This is a genomic window from Rhodovastum atsumiense, assembly GCF_937425535.1.
Taxonomy (GTDB): domain Bacteria; phylum Pseudomonadota; class Alphaproteobacteria; order Acetobacterales; family Acetobacteraceae; genus Rhodovastum; species Rhodovastum atsumiense.
In genome coordinates this window covers 3689312-3705810 of sequence record NZ_OW485601.1, presented here as the reverse complement: position 1 = coordinate 3705810, position 16499 = coordinate 3689312, and the positions used below count along the sequence as shown (strand labels likewise).

15 protein-coding genes and 1 pseudogene are annotated in these 16499 nt (G+C 66.9%); 8 read left to right on the top strand and 8 right to left on the bottom strand.

What is annotated here, in order from left to right; genetic code table 11:
• Positions 1-118: 118 nt before the first annotated feature.
• Positions 119-733, bottom strand: a complete 615-nt coding sequence (locus NBY65_RS16855; RefSeq protein WP_150042685.1) for an FMN-dependent NADH-azoreductase — start codon at positions 731-733, stop codon at positions 119-121.
• Between the two features lie 160 nt (positions 734-893).
• Here NBY65_RS16855 and NBY65_RS16850 point away from each other — a divergent pair, with 160 nt between their 5' ends.
• From NBY65_RS16850 to NBY65_RS16840, 3 genes are all read left to right on the top strand, one after another.
• Positions 894-1817 carry a LysR family transcriptional regulator gene (locus tag NBY65_RS16850; protein WP_150042686.1) on the top strand — a complete coding sequence of 308 codons (924 nt, stop codon included), beginning with the start codon at positions 894-896 and terminating at the stop codon, positions 1815-1817.
• A 429-nt stretch (positions 1818-2246) separates the two neighbouring features.
• Positions 2247-2939, top strand: a complete 693-nt coding sequence (locus NBY65_RS16845; protein ID WP_150042687.1) for a class I SAM-dependent methyltransferase — start codon at positions 2247-2249, stop codon at positions 2937-2939.
• Between the two features lie 61 nt (positions 2940-3000).
• A complete protein-coding gene (locus NBY65_RS16840; protein WP_203330596.1) occupies positions 3001-3585 on the top strand; it encodes an LOG family protein in 585 nt (194 codons plus the stop codon).
• A gap of 227 nt (positions 3586-3812) precedes the next feature.
• Here NBY65_RS16840 and NBY65_RS16835 read toward each other — a convergent pair.
• Positions 3813-4435, bottom strand: a pseudogene (locus NBY65_RS16835) (transposase).
• Between the two features lie 360 nt (positions 4436-4795).
• On the opposite strand from NBY65_RS16835, the gene NBY65_RS16830 reads away from it, so the two are divergent.
• Positions 4796-5398 carry an acyltransferase family protein gene (locus NBY65_RS16830; RefSeq protein ID WP_150042688.1) on the top strand — a complete coding sequence of 201 codons (603 nt, stop codon included), beginning with the start codon at positions 4796-4798 and terminating at the stop codon, positions 5396-5398.
• A 28-nt stretch (positions 5399-5426) separates the two neighbouring features.
• On the opposite strand, the gene tnpC is transcribed toward NBY65_RS16830, so the two are convergent.
• Positions 5427-6779 carry an IS66 family transposase gene (gene tnpC, locus NBY65_RS16825; RefSeq protein ID WP_250265687.1) on the bottom strand — a complete coding sequence of 451 codons (1353 nt, stop codon included), beginning with the start codon at positions 6777-6779 and terminating at the stop codon, positions 5427-5429.
• 53 nt (positions 6780-6832) lie between these two features.
• Here tnpC and NBY65_RS16820 point away from each other — a divergent pair, with 53 nt between their 5' ends.
• Positions 6833-7381, top strand: coding sequence for an acyltransferase family protein (locus NBY65_RS16820; protein ID WP_150044309.1), 549 nt, complete (start codon positions 6833-6835; stop codon positions 7379-7381).
• Positions 7382-7612: 231 nt separating this feature from the next.
• On the opposite strand, the gene NBY65_RS16815 is transcribed toward NBY65_RS16820, so the two are convergent.
• The 3 genes from NBY65_RS16815 to NBY65_RS16805 form a co-directional block, all read right to left on the bottom strand.
• On the bottom strand, positions 7613-8077 hold the full coding sequence (locus NBY65_RS16815) for a winged helix-turn-helix domain-containing protein (protein ID WP_162530824.1): 465 nt from the start codon (positions 8075-8077) through the stop codon (positions 7613-7615).
• Between the two features lie 290 nt (positions 8078-8367).
• A complete protein-coding gene (locus NBY65_RS16810) occupies positions 8368-9654 on the bottom strand; it encodes a methyl-accepting chemotaxis protein (protein WP_150044313.1) in 1287 nt (428 codons plus the stop codon).
• 278 nt (positions 9655-9932) lie between these two features.
• Complete coding sequence (locus tag NBY65_RS16805; RefSeq protein ID WP_150044380.1) at positions 9933-10871, bottom strand: multidrug resistance efflux transporter family protein; 939 nt, start codon at positions 10869-10871, stop codon at positions 9933-9935.
• Between the two features lie 212 nt (positions 10872-11083).
• Here NBY65_RS16805 and NBY65_RS16800 point away from each other — a divergent pair, with 212 nt between their 5' ends.
• Positions 11084-11899, top strand: a complete 816-nt coding sequence (locus NBY65_RS16800) for a helix-turn-helix domain-containing protein (protein WP_150044315.1) — start codon at positions 11084-11086, stop codon at positions 11897-11899.
• Positions 11900-11914: 15 nt separating this feature from the next.
• A complete protein-coding gene (gene yddG, locus NBY65_RS16795; RefSeq protein ID WP_150044317.1) occupies positions 11915-12862 on the top strand; it encodes an aromatic amino acid exporter YddG in 948 nt (315 codons plus the stop codon).
• Positions 12863-12895: 33 nt separating this feature from the next.
• Here the strand turns inward: yddG and NBY65_RS16790 are convergent, their stop codons facing one another.
• Together NBY65_RS16790 and NBY65_RS16785 are read right to left on the bottom strand one after the other, a co-directional pair.
• Positions 12896-13720, bottom strand: a complete 825-nt coding sequence (locus NBY65_RS16790; RefSeq protein WP_150044319.1) for an amino acid kinase family protein — start codon at positions 13718-13720, stop codon at positions 12896-12898.
• 18 nt (positions 13721-13738) lie between these two features.
• A complete protein-coding gene (locus tag NBY65_RS16785; RefSeq protein WP_150044321.1) occupies positions 13739-14551 on the bottom strand; it encodes an amino acid kinase family protein in 813 nt (270 codons plus the stop codon).
• Positions 14552-15200: 649 nt separating this feature from the next.
• Between NBY65_RS16785 and NBY65_RS16780 the strand changes: the two genes are divergently transcribed.
• Positions 15201-16346 (top strand): THUMP domain-containing class I SAM-dependent RNA methyltransferase, encoded by a 1146-nt coding sequence (locus NBY65_RS16780; RefSeq protein ID WP_150044323.1) that lies wholly within the window; start codon positions 15201-15203, stop codon positions 16344-16346.
• The last annotated feature ends 153 nt before the right edge of the window (positions 16347-16499 follow it).

The following is a 16499-nucleotide window of genomic DNA, read 5'->3' as shown; positions in this document are numbered from 1 at the left end:
TGGACTCCCACCAAGGGCCAGAGGCCCTTGGATCCCGATTTTCTGTGCCGCGCAGCGAGACTGGGGTGCAGGGGCCTTATGGCCCCTGCCGGGTCGAGGGCAGAGCCCTCGCCTTCCTTCAGGCCGCCAGGCTCTGGATCTCCGTTTCCGCCTGCGCGAAGGCCGAAGCCCGCGGCGCCTCGCCGAGCGCAAGCCCTTCGGCGCGGATGATGGTGACATCGGTGATGCCCAGGAAGCCGAACACGGTGCGCAGATAGGTCTCCTGGTGATCGAGCGCCTGCAGCGCCGTATCGGCAGCGTAGATACCGCCACGCGAGGAAGCGATCACCACCCGCTTGCCGCCGGCCAGTCCGACCGGGCCGTTGGCGGTGTAGCGGAAGGTCTTCCCGGCCTGGGCGATGCGGTCGATCCAGGCCTTGAGCTGGGTCGGGATGGAAAAATTGTACATCGGCGCGCCGATGACCACGACGTCGGCGCCGAGGAACTCCGCGAGCAGCGCGTCGGTGAGGCTGCGCTCCTGCTGCTGGGCCTCGGTCAGGGCGGCCGGATCGCTGCTGGTCATCGCCTGCAGCACCTGGCCCGACAGATGCGCCGGCGGCGCCGCGGCGAGGTCGCGATAGGCGATCGTGGCGTCGAGGTGTGACTGCCGCAGCGTGGCGACGATGGCGGCGGTCAGGCGGCGGGACGCGGAGGCATCGCCGAGCGCGCTGGAATCGATGTGCAGGATGTTCATGGTCCTCGCCTCTTTGCCTTGCATACGGGGGCACCCCCTGTGCCGCCTTGCCTGAGCCGAAAGCTAGGCTGATTGCATTCGTGGATAAACCGGGTCTTGCTTGACAGATTGTCTTACAGGATTGACCAATTCACCCTGGCAAGGCGGCAGAGGTGGGGGCATGGACCGGCTGGCGGCGATGGCGGCCTTCCTACGGGTGGTGGAGCGGGGCAGCTTCACCGCCGCCGCCGAGGATTTGCGCCTGTCGCGGGCCATGGTCAGCAAGCACATCCAGGACCTGGAACAGCACCTGGGGGCGCGGTTGCTGAACCGGACCACCCGCAAGGTCAGTCTGACCGAGGCCGGGCGGGTCTATTTCGAGCGTGGCACCCAGGTGCTGGCCGATCTCGCCGAGACCGAGGCGGCGGTGGGCGAATTACAGGCGCGCCCGCGCGGGAGGCTGCGCATCAACGCGCCGCTGTCCTTCGGGCTGCTGCATCTGGGCGACGCGGTCGCCGACTACATGGCGGCCGAGCCAGAGGTCACGGTCGAGCTGACGCTGAATGACCGCGTCGTGGATCTGGTCGAGGAAGGCTATGACGTGGCGGTGCGCATTGCCCGGCTGACCGACAGCAGCCTGATCGCGCGCCGGCTCGCGCCCTGCCGGCTGGTCGTGTGCGCCGCGCCCGCCTATCTGGCGCGGCATGGCCGGCCGCTGCATCCGCACGACCTCACCGGCCATGACTGCCTGAGCTACAGCTATGATCCGGGCCGCGACGACTGGCGCTTCGACGGCCCGCAGGGGGCTGTCGCGGTGACGGTGCGGGGGCGCCTGCGCACCAACAACGGCGACGTGCTGCGCAGCGCGGCGCTGCGGGGGGCGGGCATCGCCCGGTTGCCGAGCTTCATCGTCGGGCCGGATCTCGCGGCCGGACGGCTGGTTCCGTTGCTGTGCGGCTACCGGGTGCCGGAGCTGGGAATCCATGCCGTCTACCCGCACAGCCGGCATCTTTCAGCCAAGGTGCGCAGCTTCGTGGATTTCCTGGCACCCCGCTTCGGCGAAAGACCGGACTGGGATGGCTGGATGACCCTGCCACAGGGGTGATCCGGATCATCCGGCCCAGGCGCGTCCTGCCACGGTCGGCTGAAACCCGGCTTCCCCGATGGGTTGTCGAATCTTCGTCGCCGTTGGACACTGGAACTTCCGTGATTCCACGAATGGCGCCGGAGCGTGCCCTGGTTTCCATTCTGTTGACGGAGCCATCGCTCAAATGCTAGCAGAAAGGTGCTCTGGCGGAGCTGAACGGCATAGCCGGAAAACGACTTGCCCCGACAGCGAGGCGGTTTCTCGCAGGGGCCGCAGCATGTCCAACCGCCCATCACATCTCGATTGCCTTGCCGCTGACGATCTGCCCGCGGGCAGTGTCACGCCGGCGCGCCGTTGCCGCGATTCATCCGGTCGATGGCCTTCATATTCATCAGTTCGCATCAAGGCTTGCGGAAACGCCAACGAAGCAACGCAGACAAATCAACAATGAATGACAAAGATACCTTTCTCCCTGTCGTGGAAGCCTATGACCGGTGGGCATCCTTCTATGACTCCTACGATAATCCGATGACCTTCGCTGCCAGCCAGGCCCTCGAAGGTCTGGCCGGCGCTGCCGATGGCAAGGTCATCGTGGAGTTCGGATGCGGCACCGGCCGGAATCTCGCCAGGCTCAAGCAAGGTGGTGCTGAAAAGCTCATCGGATGCGATGTTTCGGCGGGCATGCTGGAGAAAGCCCGTGCGCTCGATCCCGCATTCATCCTGGTTCAGCAGGATATGACGCAGCCATTGCCGCTGGCCGATGGCATCGCCGATCTGGTGCTGTTTTCCCTGGCCCTGGAACACGTCAGCGATCTGATCCCGCCCCTGCGGGAGGCCCGCCGCCTTCTGCGGACGAATGGGACGATCAAGGTGATCGAAATCCATCCGTTTCTGTCGCTTGGCCAGGTGAGCGCCCATTTCCGTGATGGCGCCGATATCGTGCGGATGCCGACCTTTCCGCACCGCTTCTCCGATTACATCAATGCAGCAGCAGATGTCGGGCTGGCGATCAATGACTGCCGCGAGTGGCGTCCCCGTGATTTTCACGGCACGCCACCACAAAAGATATTCAAACGAGGACCGGATGTTCCGATGCTGGTCGATCTGACGCTGACAAAAGCCGGCCGGGTCCGGTCATGAGTCACGGCAGCCGACACATGAGGACGAACGCAATGCGCCCATTGCGGGTGAAAAGTGAGGAATGACCTTGCGATACTGCATCTTCTCCGGTTCCAGCGCCGGAAGGCTTCCGCTGTACACCGAGGCGGCGAAGCAGCTTGGCCATGCGCTTGTCGATTCCGGGATTGGCCTCGTCTACGGGGGCGCTTCCGTCGGCTTGATGGGGGTGATCGCTGACACCGTCGAGTCCCGCGGGGGTGAGGTCATCGGCGTCATCCCGCGCTCGCTTGTCGAAAAGGAAGTCGCCCATACCCGCCTCTCCGATCTGCGGATCGTCGACACGATGCACCAGCGCAAAGCCCTGATGGCCGAGCTGTCGGACGGCTTCATCGCGTTGCCCGGCGGCATCGGAACGCTTGAGGAACTGTTCGAGGTATGGACCTGGGCGCAGCTCGGACACCACGGCAAGCCGTGCGCGCTGCTGAACGTCAATGGCTTCTACACGGGCCTGGCGTCGTTTCTCGACCACATCGTCGACGAGGCTTTCCTGAAGCCGGTTCACCGGAACATGCTGATCGTCGAACAGGAGGTAAGCCCATTGCTGGCCGCCTTGCGGACCTACGAGGCGCCACGGGCGACGAAATGGATCACGGCGACACACCGGTGATGGCATTGGCTGGAATGGGCTGGGGCCGGTCGGACACACTGCCATGCAGGAGGTCCGGCTCCCGGCGATGACGGAGGACACCCGCCCCATCCTGCGGGGCTTCCGTGGGAAATGCCAGCCACCTCATGCCGCCCCGCTATCCCCGCGCGCAGACCGGTCGGCCGTTTGGCCGACCGGTATCAAGGCGGATGATTCCGTCCACGCGGCCCAAGAGTCTAACTCTGAACTCATGCGGAACGAGCGAACCGCCAGGTGAGCAGCATGACAGAGGCGGCGCAGAGGAAGGCGATGGTGGCCTCGAAGTCGTGGCCGAGCCAGGCGAAGCAGCGCCCGACGACTCATCGCCTGGGGTGAACGGCGAAGCCGACCTGACCGGCAGGCTTGCAGACGATCCCGATGGCGATGCACGTCGCGGCAGCCACACGCTCAGCGGCGCAGGCGGCATCTGCGAAGACACGCTCGATGAACGGGAAGCTGGCGCGCGATGCCTTGAGCACGGGCAGTGTACCATCGCGGTCCTGCACGCTGGCCGGGGTCACTTGGCCGACCAGCGGCCGCCCATCGGGGTTCACCAGGAGGTGGCGCTTGCGCCCGTTGAGCTTTTTGCCTGCGTCGTAGCCGCGCGGGCCACCTGCTTCGGTGGTCTTGACGCTCTGGCTATCGATCACTGTCGCGGAGCACGTAGAAGATCGCACCCACGATATCGCGCAGCGGCCATTCCGGTGTGCGGCCCCGCGGGGAACATGGCGGCAGCAGCGGCTTCAACACGGCCCACTCGGCATCGGTGGTGTCGCGGGCGAAGCGCAGGCCCTCGCGCCCGTGCCGGGCGCGGGGGGGGCGGGATCCACATCAGGTGTCCATCCAACTCGGTCTCGACAATCCGTTGGAATCACGCCTGACCAGGCCATCCAAGCCCCATTCCGCATCCGTTCAGAGACAGCCTCTCAGTCCAAGACCGCACAGGCCGAATCAATAATTCGTTTCCGCCCCTGAATCCGCTGCGGTTGAGGTCGCCGCCGCAAAGTATTCAGGTGCCGGCACTCATTTGTGTGGCGGTTTGAGGCGAAATGCAAAATTGGCGTCGCGCTGCAGCCCTACTATGTTTCGAACTGTTTCGCTGAGGTCATATCGGTGGGATTGAGCCACACCTGCGGCTGACGGTTACGTTCCCATAAGGTTATAATAGCGGCGATCCTCGACAGAGGATGGCATGTCGCGGCAACCGGGCTGCCGAGACGGCCGAAATCCAAGCTCTGCCTGGCGTCATTTCGATAGGGCATCAATGATAACGAAAAATAAACTTGCCACTTTGCAAATGTCGCGTGGAATTGCGGCCAGCATGGTTATGCTATTCCATTATCAGGGCATGCTTGCAGGTCCAACCTTCATTGGGCATACGCCGTTTGGTGGGTTTTTTTCATTCGGCCATGCTGGTGTCGAATTCTTTTTTGTGCTAAGTGGCTTCATTATCTATTTCGTACACCGGATGGATGTTGGTTTACCTGGCGCTCTCGCCAGCTATGGCTGGAAGCGCCTGACGCGTATCATGCCTGTGTACTGGTTTATTCTAATATTTTATTTCGCAAAAACCCAGGCGACCGGCACCCTGGATGGGGCAACAGTGCTGCGCTCCATCGTCCTGTTCCCGCACCAGCCGTCGCCCTTGCTGGCGGTTTCCTGGACCTTGTCGCACGAAATCCTGTTCTACCTTGTGTTCGCCGTGGCAATCGCCCATCGCCGGGCCGGGCAGGCGCTGTTTCTACTGTGGGGGACGGCCATCCTGGTGGTCAACTGGCTGGCGCCGGGGACGTAATTGCTCACCGGGTTGGCTGACGCGGGGTTCAGGCGATGGCGAACGAACCGTCGATGAGAGCTCGGACGGCGTTGAGGGCGGTCGTTCCTTTCAGGCGGGCCGTCCCGGTGACCGAGCGATAGCCGGCGTGGACCTTGGCGCCCCAGGCGGAGCGGAACCCGTTGGTGACCTTGCGGAACACCACGGAGGGCCGGATTTCCTGCTCGCTGATGTTGTTGGTCGGCGGAACGCGCCGGTCATGCAGGAAGACGAAGAACTTGTTTCGCCAGGCCTTGATCTGCCGCTGCAACTCCCGCCCGGCCGGATGAGCGGCCGGCGTGCCGAGCAGGCGATCCAGACGTCGCTCGGCCTGGCCGGCATAGACGGCGAGCGTGCTGTCTTTGAGCGATGGTCGTCGCTTGCCGATCCGGATCGCCCAGCGCAGATGGTCGCGGATCTTCGGGGCACACACCGTATCGCCGCAGTCGATGGCGTATTGCACGTCGCGCAGCACGTGAGCGAGGCAGACCTGATGGGTCTGGCCCAACTCCTGCTGCCCGGCGTAGCGATCCGAAACCCACACCTCGGGCCGGTGGCCATCGAGCACCGCCTCGGCCACGGCGCGTCCCCGCCCTGGCGCGATCTCGTGCAGAATTGCCTGCTCGGAGACGAACACCCACTGCCAATGGGTGACGCCGTCGATGCGGGTGGTGGTTTCATCCGAGGCGATGACGCGGGCCTGCAGCAGCTTCGCCTTGATGGCCGCGCAAGCGGCATCGAACTTGCCTGCCATCCGGCGGAAGGCATTGGCGATCGCCCCTTCCGAGATGGAAAGCCCGAACAGTTCCTTGCACATCCGCGACAGGCGCTCGAAGCCAACGTGGTGGCTGTGATGCAGGTAGGCCAGCAGGGCGTGGATCCCTGGCCCGAACGGCGTCCCCGGTGGCATGGCCGCGGGCGTCGGGGCGCGATAGCGCCGGCCGCAGCCGTGACACCGCCCGCCAAACACCTCGACCCGCGTCACCTCCGGGCGGACGGCGGGAAGGTCGACGTGGTCGTAGCGCTCGCGGCACTGCTGCGCCGTCTCGGCCACGGCCGCTCCGCAATGCGGGCAGGCCTCGACCAGGCAGCGTTCCGTCTTATCGGGGGTGTCCGCCAGGGGCCGCGTCGCCCCCGGTCGCGAGGGGCGGGGTTTGCGCGACCGCTTCCGCTCCCGGTTCTTGCGCCCCGGGCCATCCTGGGACGGCGGAAGGCTGGAATTCGACGACGTCTTCCGCGGTTTGCCAACCAGCGTTTCCAACTCGGCGATCCGCGCCGCCATGCGCTCAATCAGCGCCGCCTGCTCCAACAGCAGCGCGTCCTTTTCAGCCTCGGTCAGCCGGATGCGAGGAGGGGTCGGCATCCCGATTTTGATTCACATCTCAGCGCCCAGCGCAACCCCCTCCCGCCACCCCCGTGAGCAATCACCCGGGGACGACGGCCGCGTGGTTCATCGCTTCGCCCTATAATCTGCTTTTCTTTCTCGGCATCGGCGTTGGCTGGATCACGACGCGATGGCGCGTGCCGGGCGCGATCGGGATCGCCGCCCTGGGCATCGCCGGCTTCTGTTTTTCTGGTTATGCGGAAAATGCCGGCTGGGTACGCAACGGCACCCCCAGCACGCTCCTGTTCGGCCTGTGTTCGGCACTGGCGCTGCTCGGCCTGGTCAGCGCAGAGGCGCGCTCCCGCCTCGATTTCGGTCGTACCGCCACGGTGATGGGTGATCTCTCCTATCCCTTGTATCTGGTGCATGGCGCGGTCGGCGCCGTGGCAATGCCGCTGCTGTGCCGGCCGGATCTCGGCCTGTCCGACTGGGCGGTGATGATCCTTTGCGTCGGCGCGGCCGTGGCAGCCGCCAGCGTGATCCACTCTTTGTTCGAGCGCCCGGTGCAGGCGCTGCTGCGCGCCGCCGGCCCGCGTCGCCCCACCCGGGCGACCGCCGGTCTGGAATGCGCGTCCGATTGACAGGCCGCAACGTGACGCGACGGCCCCGCCCGGTCCTCTCGTGTCCCGGCTGTCATGTCCCCTGGCCGTTGCGGACAGTCTGATGAGCACGGCGTCCGAGGACCTGTCATAGCGCCTCCCTGCCGTGGCTGGTTGGCCGAACCAGAGCAGTTATGGAGCAGCGGATGAGCTTGTTTTTCCGACCAATGCGATTGCTCGCCTCCGGCGCTCAACCATCAGCAAACCAGATCTCTATTCGTTCAGGGGCGACACCCTTCTCGGTGGCGATTTCCTCCAGACGAGCCGGGAAACTTTTTGAAAATGTTCGATTGCCTCTTCAGCCTGGGCATGATGGCGCGGCCGGACCGACAGCTTGCGAAGGCCCATCGCCCGCAACTGCCGGCTCATCGTTTGCCGCGACACCGATATCTGGATTCTTCCCAGACCCACTGACACAGGTCGATTTGCCGCCAGCGCACCACACCGTGCACCACCGGGATCGATCAGCCCCGCCGGACCGGCCGCGTTGAACGTCATCACCCAGTCCCGGACAATCTGCGGCGTCACTTCGCCGATCTTCGCCGCCTCCGCTGACCCTTCGCAGATCGCCACCAACGCCAGGAAGCGCCGGGCTTGTCCCCCGTCTTTCGCGGCCCGTGCCGCCGCACGTACCGACACCGCGTCAGAATCACTGCGCAAGAGCAAGGGGCGAGCCATGGCGAACCCCCTTCGTTCGCCATCTTCAATCCTGATCTCACCCGCGTCGGGCCCCCCCGCATAAGTCGTCATCCACGGGCATTGGTATTACGCTCCCCCGGACCGAGCAGTCCGCGCAGGCAGAGGGGCGCCCAGATCCGGCGCGTCTTGCGCCCGAGCACATTCAGAAAAGGCGCAAGCAGGCATCCAGACCGCGCCCACCACCGCGGATATCGGCCACTATCTCTCCCCCCAATCACCCGCTCAGCAGATGGGGGCGGAGAACCTCGTCAAAAAGTGCCCAGCTCGGGCTAAGCGGCCCGCATGTCGTTGAGGAACTGGCCAACTTCCTGCTGAAGCTGGCCCGATCGTGTCGACAGATCGGTCACGGCCGAGAGCACGTGATCAGCGGCAGTGCCAGCGGCTTTCCCGGCTTCGCCGACGTCGTTGACATGCGACATCACCTGCTGGGCGGCCTGCGCTGTGCTCGCGACCTGCTTCGCGATTTCCCTGGTCGCCCCGCTTTGCTCCTGCACGGCAGCGGCGATCGCCGACGAAATGACGCTGATCCGCTCGATCGTTTCCCCGATATTGCGGATCGCTGAAACAGCTTCTTTCGTCGCAGACTGAATTTCGCCGATCTGCTGCCCGATCTCCTCCGTCGCCTTCGCGGTCTGATTGGCAAGTGTCTTCACTTCGGAGGCCACAACCGCGAAGCCCTTCCCGGCCTCACCCGCGCGGGCGGCTTCAATGGTCGCGTTCAGCGCAAGAAGGCTGGTCTGGCTCGCGATCGTGGTGATAAGCCCGACAACATGACCGATGCGGCCGGCACCGTTGGCCAGTTCACGGACAATCTTGTCCGTGTGCTCGGCATCATTCACCGCTTTTTCAGTGATCTTCGTTGATTCGGCGACCTGGCGCGCGATCTCGTTGATCGATGAGGAGAGTTCCTCGGAGGCAGACGCAACCGTCTGGACGCCGGAACTCACTGTGTTGGCCGCGCCGGCAACGGAGCCGGCTTGCCGGCTGGTGGTCCCGGCTGTCGCCACCATGGAGCGGGCAGTCCCTTCCAGGGCCTGCGAAGCACCGGACAGGTTCTTCGCCAGCGCACCGATCCGCTGCTCGAAGCCGTTGGCAAGCTGGGCCAGGGCGGCTTTCTTGCTTTCCTCCGCCCGAACCCTTTCATCGATCAACACAAGGGAGCCACAGGCGCGGCGGGGCCGGCGATTCTCGTCCAGCACGACACCACCCGTCGCGCGGAACCAGCGGTAGGAGCCGTCCTTGACCTTCAGTCGATAGGTGACGTCGTACGGCTTGCCGGTGCTGCAGCTCGCCTTGAATGCGGCGAAGGTCCCGGGCGCGTCGTCCGGGTGCAGCCGATCCGACCAGGACTGCACGACATTCGGGAATTCGGCCTCGCTCTCATAGCCGCACAGGCGCCGGAACTCGGCGGACCAGGTCCAGCGGGCCTGCGGGTGCAAAGCATCCCCGTTGTAGAACACGGCGTCCCAGAGGCCGACGCCGCAGTAATGGGACAAGGTCTCCAGCAACTCCAGCTTTGCGGCGGCTTCCTTGCTCAAACGGCCATTCCAGATCATGCGGGCATCTCTCAGGGACGTGATGAAATAAACCGACTCAGCACATGAGAGCAAGAACTGTTCCAGGTAATGCGACTATAAAAATCACCAATGATTCGATAAATATGACTGGCCGAAATCGTATCGATGCTCCCGCGAAGTCCTCGTTTTCGTTGCATGCGGGATCAGGGCACGCCGGCTGCATTCCCTGAAGCCGGGTCACCGGAACATGGTGATCGCCGAACAGGAAGTGCCCCCGGTGCCGGCGGCCGTGCGGGAGGTCGCAGAGGAACCAGGCCCTACGCTTTCCCCTCCGGCGCCGCGCCCCGCAGCATGAACCCGGCCAGCCCGCCCATGACCGCGAGCAACCCCAGCCAGCCGACCGGATCGGGGGCGGTGGCGCCGAGCAGCGCCATCTCGCCGAGCAGGGCGAAGCCCACCTCGCCGGCCTGGGTCGCATCGACGGCGGCGATGCGCAGCGGATCGCTGGAGAGATTGCGCGCGTACAGGAACAGCGGCGTGGCCAGCCCGCCGGCGACCAGGGCGACGATGCCGGTGCTGATGAGTTGCCCCGTGCCCGGCGGCGGCGGCGCGGTCAGCAGGATCAGTCCCGCGAACAGCGGCAGCGCGCCGAGCGTGAGCAGCAGCACCGCGGCGGCCGGGTCGGCCAGCAGGTCGGCCGCATCGCCGCCGGCGTGGCGCAGCCGGTTGACGATCTGGTTGCCGAACGGATAGGCGAAGGCGGCGACCAGCACCGGCAGGACGCCGGTCAGCACCTCCGCCATGGCCACGCCCTCGGCGATGCGCTGCGCGTTCAGCACCAGGATGCCCAGGACGATGATGCCGCAGAAGGCCATGCCCCGCAGCGGCACCCGCGCGCCGAAGCCGGCCATGACCAGCGGGGTCGCCAGGATGGTCATCTGCCAGCTCGCCGCGACGATCCAGCCGGGCGCGTGCGACGCGGCGTAGCAGATCCCGGTGTAGAACACGCCGAAGCCGATGCCGCCGGCGAGCAGCCACAGCCGGCTCTGCAGCCGGAACAGGCGCAGCACGGCAAGCAGGCGGACCGGCCCGTGCCGGAGCGCGATCCACAGCATGAGCAGCACGGCCATGTCGACGTAGCGCAGGGCGGCGCTCCAGGCCCAGTGGCCGCCGGCCAGGCTCATCGACCGGTTCAGCACGAAGGTGACGGAGAACAGGGCGGCGGCGAGCAGGCCGAGGCCCAGCAGGCGCGGCATGCCGGGCCCGGCGGGGACGGCCGTCGGCACGGCGGAGGCGATGGCGGGGGTCACGAGGCGGCGGCTCCCGGCGATGACGGAGGACACCCGACCCATTCTGCGGAGCCTTCGCGGGAAATGCCAGCCGCGCCGGGGCCGGCGGCGGGCGTGGCTTGCCCCGCCCGCCGGACCTGCCGTAGGTCTCGCCGCTCCGTTCCGGCGCGGAGGCGTGCATGACCAACGGCTTGCTCGGTCTCAGGACCTATTCCGGCGAAACCCTCCGGCATCGCCACGACCACCACCAGATCGTGCTGCCGCATCGCGGCCGGCTGGAGCTGGAGATAGACGGCCGGGGCGGCTGCGTCGCCGCCGGGGTCGGCGCCTTCATCGCCGCCGGGGCCTGGCATGGCTTCCTCTCGCGCGACGACAACGCCTTCCTCGTGCTCGACGCGCCGGACGCGGCCTGGCCGGCGCCGGAGCGCAGCGCATTCTTCCCGGTGACGCCGGCGATCCAGGGGTTGCTCGACTACGCCACGGCGCGGCTGGAAGCCGGCGCCCCGGCCGCGTCCCTGCAGGAAGCCTGGGCGGTGCTGCTGCAGGACAGCCTCACCCCCGCCGCCCCGCCCGCGCGGGGAGAAGCGGCGCTGCGCCGGGCGATGGGCTTCATGCGCGCCCATCTCGCCGAACCGATCGGCGTCGCCGACATCGCCGCCGCCGCCGGGCTCAGCCCCACCCGCCTGCATGCCGCCTTCCGCGACCGGCTGGGCAGCAGCCCGCATGCGACGCTCGCGCGGCTGCGGCTGGACGCGGCGCAACGGCTGCTCGCCAGTAGCACCCTGCCGATCGCCGAGATCGCGCTGCGCACCGGCCATGCCGACCAGAGCGCGCTGACGCGGCGGCTGCGGCGGGCGCGCGGCATCACGCCGGCGCTGTTCCGCCGCCTCGCCGCCGGCGCGGTACCGGCAGGCAAGGCCCAGGATCCGGCAGGATCTGCCAAGACCCCGGCGCGGGCGGATGCGAGACTGCGCCCCCTGACGGCAACGGACTGAGGCGGGAGAGCACGGATGCGCAAGAACGGCGAGCTGGGGGCGACCGCGATCGGCGGCGTGGCGGTGCTGCTGTGGTCGGCGCTGGCGCTGCTGACCGTGCAGGCGGGCGGCGGCCTGCCCCCCTTCGAGCTGCTGGCGCTGAGTTTCGGCATCGCCTTCCTGGCGGGGCTGGCGATGCTGGGGCTGCGCGGGCGGGCGGCGCTGGCGGAGCTGCGCCAGCCTTTGGCGCCGTGGCTGCTCGCCTTCTGCGGAATCTTCTTCTATCACGCGCTGTATTTCTTCGCCCTCTCCGCCGTGCCGGCGGCGCAGGCCAGCCTGATCGCCTATCTCTGGCCGCTGCTGATCGTGCTGATGGCCGCCCTGCTGCCCGGCGGCGAGCGGCTGCGCGCGCGGCACCTGGGCGGGGCGCTGCTCGGCCTGGCCGGCACCGCGCTGATCCTGGCGGCACGCGGCGGCGACGGCACGACGGCGGGATCGGTCGCGGGCTATGCCGCGTCCTTCGGCTGCGCCTTCGTCTGGTCGGGCTATTCGGTGCTGAACCGGCGCTTCGCGGCGACGCCGGCCAGCATGCTGGTCGGCGTGTGCGGCGCGGTGGCCGTGGCGGGGGCCGCGTGCCACCTGGCGTTCGAGGCAACGGCATGGCCGCGGGCGGAGCAATGGGCGGCGATCATCGGGCTCGGGGTCGGGCCGACCGGCCTTGCCTTCCTCGCCTGGGACCATGCCACCAAGCACGGACGGCTGCCGCTGCTCGGCGCGCTGTCCTATCTGAGCCCGCTGCTGTCGACGCTGCTGCTGATCGCCGCCGGGAAAGCCTCGGCCAGCGGACCGCTGCTGCCGGCCGCGGTGCTGGTGATCGGCGGGGCGCTGCTGGCGACCGGCCTGCCGGCGCGGCGGCGTCAGCGCGCCCGGTGTGCCGGTGCCGCCGGCGGAAGCGCGGGCTCCGCCCCGCCCCCGGCGGCCTGATCGGCACGGCCGGAGGCGGGACGGAGCGGACGCTCAGGCGCCGGTGCGAATGATCGTCCCGACATGCTCGCCGCGCAGCGCGGCGGTCAGCCGCCCCGGCACGAGCCCGTTCACCACCTGCACGCGCGCGATGTGGCGTGCCGTCGCCATGACCTCGAGCAGCGCCCGGTCGAACGGGAGCGTGCCCTGGTGCTTGGCCAGATCGGCAAAGCTGGTCTCGCGCAGCAACTGCGCCTTCGCCCCGTCGGGGCCGGTCGGATCGGCGGTGTACACCCCGTCCACGTCCTCGACGATGGTCAGCCCGGCCGCCCCGAGCGCGTCGGCAAGCAGGAAGGCGCCGGTGTCGGCCCGGTGCGGCGGGATGCGCGAGCCCGGGAACTCGTGGTGGTGATAGGGCGGGAAGGCGCTGCCCACGACCGCGCGCGCCGCGGAGAGGTGGATCGCGAGCTGGTTGGCGATGGTGGGGTGCTCGACATAGGAGACGCCCTCCGGCGCGAGCAGCGAGGCGAGGATGTGTCCGTTCTGGCCGGCCTCGCTCGCGGCGAGCGGGGCAAGCGAGCCCACCGGCAGGCCAAGGTCAAGGCCGACGCTGTAGAGATGGCGGGCGCGGATGCCGGCACCGGTCAGGATCAGCAGGCGATGCTCGGGCAGCAGCCGGCGCAGCTCGTCCACGATCGGCAAGATCGCCTCCGCGCCACGATCCAGGATGGACCGGCCGCCGATCTTCACGACCTGCAGCCAGGGAAGCAGCTTGATCGGCCGGCCGCCGGCGACGGGCCGGGTGAGGTCGCTGTCGAGCAGGGTCTGGCGCGCGAGCGGCGAGGTGACGTGCTTGATGCCGTGGGTGGTCGCAGACATGGCAGGATTCCTCTCGCTTCAGCTCGCGGTGATGATGGTGCCGACGTGCTCACCGGCGAGCGCGCGGGTCAGGTTGCCGGGAACGAGGCCGTTCACGACCTGCACCTCACGGACATGGCGCGCCGCCTTGAGCAGATCGAGCACCGGGAACTCGAGGATGGAATCGTGCAGCCCCTTCGCTTTCATCTCGTCGACCGAGATCTTCGGGATGAAGGTGGCGTCCTTCGCGGTCTTCGGGTTGGCGGTGTAGAGGCCGTTCTCGTCCTTGACGTAGATCATCGCCTTGCAGCCGAACTGCTCGGCCAGCAGGAAGCATCCGGCGTCGGTGCGGTAGGGCGGGATCACGCCCTCGGCGGGGGGGCGCATCCACAGCTTGTAGGGCGGCATGCCGCTGAAGATCACGGCGTGCACTTCGGCCAGGAACAGCGGCACCGCCGAGAGCCCGGCGCCATCGACGGCGGAGATGCCGTGCTTGGCCAGAAGCTGCCCCAGCATGGCGGCGTTCTGGTCGGCCACCGAGGCACCGAGCTGCGAGAGCACGCCCGCCGGCAGGCCCAGCCCCGCCGCGATCGAGTAGAGATGCCGCGCCCGCGTGCCGGCGCCGGTGCCGATCAGCAGCTTGTGATCCTTGCGGGCGGCGACGATCTCGTCCACCAGCGGATAGACGGCGGCGCGGCCGCGATCGATGACGCTCTGCCCGCCGATCTTGATCACCGTCGCATCCGGCAGGATGCGGAAATCCGCGGCCGCATCCGCCGCCGCCAGCAGCCCGGCATCGGTCAGCGATCGCTGCATGAGGAGAGCCTCGAGCTCCGCCGTGGTATTGGCCATCAGGGCCGTCCCTTTTGCTGTTTCAATGCCTGTCCGCAGTTCCCGGCAAACCGCTCGTGCCCGACTGATCCCGCCAAGGGCTCATGCCCGGACGGTCCGGCCGGTGCAGCATCCGCGCTGTTTCAGACTGCCGCGCCGATGGGAAAGCGATCTGTCATCGCCCCCCGAAAACGGTTTCGTTGAAAACCACTCGCATTCATCGAAACAGGTCTTCGCACGAAATTCAGAAACGCTCAAGACGCCATTTCGATATGACCGAAGAATGCGATATATATCGCAAGTATATAACGGCCAAGCTAACGATATATCGCAGGCTTGTTACAGATAACTATTGATAAATAGATCAGTTATGCCTCCAGTGTCAATCATGCACATTTATCCCATGCCTTAACCAACGCTTCGGCCCGGCTTCGAGTCATCAACTCCATCCCTACTGCCCCGCAGTCCGCTCCGCAGACAGCTTCCTGCCGCTTCATCCTGGCGATCGGCGGGATGGACCTGCCCGTTTCGTCCCGCCGGGTCATGTCCACAAGAAAAAGGATCTGTCGTTACGTGCCGTCGCCACGGGCAGCGTTTTCGTGGGTTGATATGGGAGCACAGCACGATTACTCCTGAATGTTTGTCGACGCGGATCAACAAAGCTGCCGCCATGAGCCTCTCTTCCGGCCACGCAAACGAGACGACGAAGGACGAGGATTTCGAAATCTTCCTCGCCACCACGCCAGGTTTGGAAGACGTGCTGTGCGCGGAAGTGCGCGGCAAGGGATTCCCGCGCCCCAGGGCCGTTCCGGGCGGCGTGATCTTCAAGGGGGGCTGGCCGGAAGTCTGGCGCGCGAATCTGTGGATCCGCGGGGCCGGACGCGTGCTGGCGCGACTGGACTCGTTCCGCGTCGTCCATCTCGCGCAGCTCGACGCGCGCGCGCGGCGTGTCCCGTGGGGCCGCGTGCTGCGCCCCGATGTGGCGTTCCGGGTCGAGGCGACCTGCGCGGGGTCGCGCATCTACCACTCCGGCGCCGCGGCCGAGCGGATCGAAACCGCCATCCGGGACACGCTTGGCGCGCCGTCCTCGCCGGACGCCGAAATCCTGGTCAGGGCGCGGATCGAGCGCGACATGTGCACCATCAGCGTCGATACCTCGGGCGAGCCGCTGCACAAGCGCGGCTACAAGGAAGCCGTCAACCTCGCGCCGATGCGCGAGACCATGGCATCGCTGTTCCTGCGGCAATGCGGTTATGACGGCAGCGAACCCGTGGTCGATCCGATGTGCGGATCAGGGACCTTCGTCATAGAGGCCGCGGAGATCGCGGCCCGGCTCAATCCCGGCCGGTCGCGTCATTTCGCCTTCGAGAAATTCATGACCTTCGACGCGGCGTCCTGGCAGCGCATGCGCGAGGCAAAGAGCATGCGCGTGCCGGCCGCCCGGTTCTACGGCAGCGACCGGGATGCGGGGGCGATCGCCATGAGCCGCGCGAATGCAGAGCGCGCCGGCGTCACCGGGTTCACGGAATTCCACCAGAGCACGATCAGCGAACTGACTGCCCCCGCCGGGCCGCCGGGTCTGGTCATCCTCAACCCTCCCTACGGCACGCGCGTCGGCGACAGGCAGCAATTGTCCTCGTTGTATCGCGCCCTCGGGCAAACGCTGGCGAGCCGCTTCAGCGGCTGGCGCGTCGGGATCATCACCAGCGAGCCGACACTGGCGCACGCCACCCGATTGCCGTTCCTGCCGACCACCGCGCCGGTTCCCCATGGGGGGCTGCGCGTGACCCTGTTCCGGACGGGGCCGCTGGCCTGATGTCTTTGCCGAACGCCCTTTCCACCGTCCGGCGATCCGATCCTCCCGCGCAATCCGTGCGGCATGGCCATTGGATAGCGGGAATGGAATCGTGCAGAAAGCCGCAATAAAGCACATTGACCTCGCAACATGACCCGCCAAAGCTGCATTTTT

Bases quoted from the DNA above. Each gene is read 5' to 3' on its own strand.
- NBY65_RS16855 (WP_150042685.1), bottom strand. From the start codon at position 733: ATGAACATCCTGCACATCGATTCCAGCGCGCTCGGCGATGCCTCCGCG.
- NBY65_RS16850 (WP_150042686.1), top strand. From the start codon at position 894: ATGGACCGGCTGGCGGCGATGGCGGCCTTCCTACGGGTGGTGGAGCGG.
- NBY65_RS16845 (WP_150042687.1), top strand. From the start codon at position 2,247: ATGAATGACAAAGATACCTTTCTCCCTGTCGTGGAAGCCTATGACCGG.
- NBY65_RS16840 (WP_203330596.1), top strand. From the start codon at position 3,001: ATGACCTTGCGATACTGCATCTTCTCCGGTTCCAGCGCCGGAAGGCTT.
- NBY65_RS16830 (WP_150042688.1), top strand. From the start codon at position 4,796: ATGTCGCGGCAACCGGGCTGCCGAGACGGCCGAAATCCAAGCTCTGCC.
- tnpC (WP_250265687.1), bottom strand. From the start codon at position 6,779: ATGCCGACCCCTCCTCGCATCCGGCTGACCGAGGCTGAAAAGGACGCG.
- NBY65_RS16815 (WP_162530824.1), bottom strand. From the start codon at position 8,077: ATGGCTCGCCCCTTGCTCTTGCGCAGTGATTCTGACGCGGTGTCGGTA.
- NBY65_RS16810 (WP_150044313.1), bottom strand. From the start codon at position 9,654: ATGATCTGGAATGGCCGTTTGAGCAAGGAAGCCGCCGCAAAGCTGGAG.
- NBY65_RS16805 (WP_150044380.1), bottom strand. From the start codon at position 10,871: ATGCCGCGCCTGCTGGGCCTCGGCCTGCTCGCCGCCGCCCTGTTCTCC.
- NBY65_RS16800 (WP_150044315.1), top strand. From the start codon at position 11,084: ATGACCAACGGCTTGCTCGGTCTCAGGACCTATTCCGGCGAAACCCTC.
- yddG (WP_150044317.1), top strand. From the start codon at position 11,915: ATGCGCAAGAACGGCGAGCTGGGGGCGACCGCGATCGGCGGCGTGGCG.
- NBY65_RS16790 (WP_150044319.1), bottom strand. From the start codon at position 13,720: ATGTCTGCGACCACCCACGGCATCAAGCACGTCACCTCGCCGCTCGCG.
- NBY65_RS16785 (WP_150044321.1), bottom strand. From the start codon at position 14,551: ATGGCCAATACCACGGCGGAGCTCGAGGCTCTCCTCATGCAGCGATCG.
- NBY65_RS16780 (WP_150044323.1), top strand. From the start codon at position 15,201: ATGAGCCTCTCTTCCGGCCACGCAAACGAGACGACGAAGGACGAGGAT.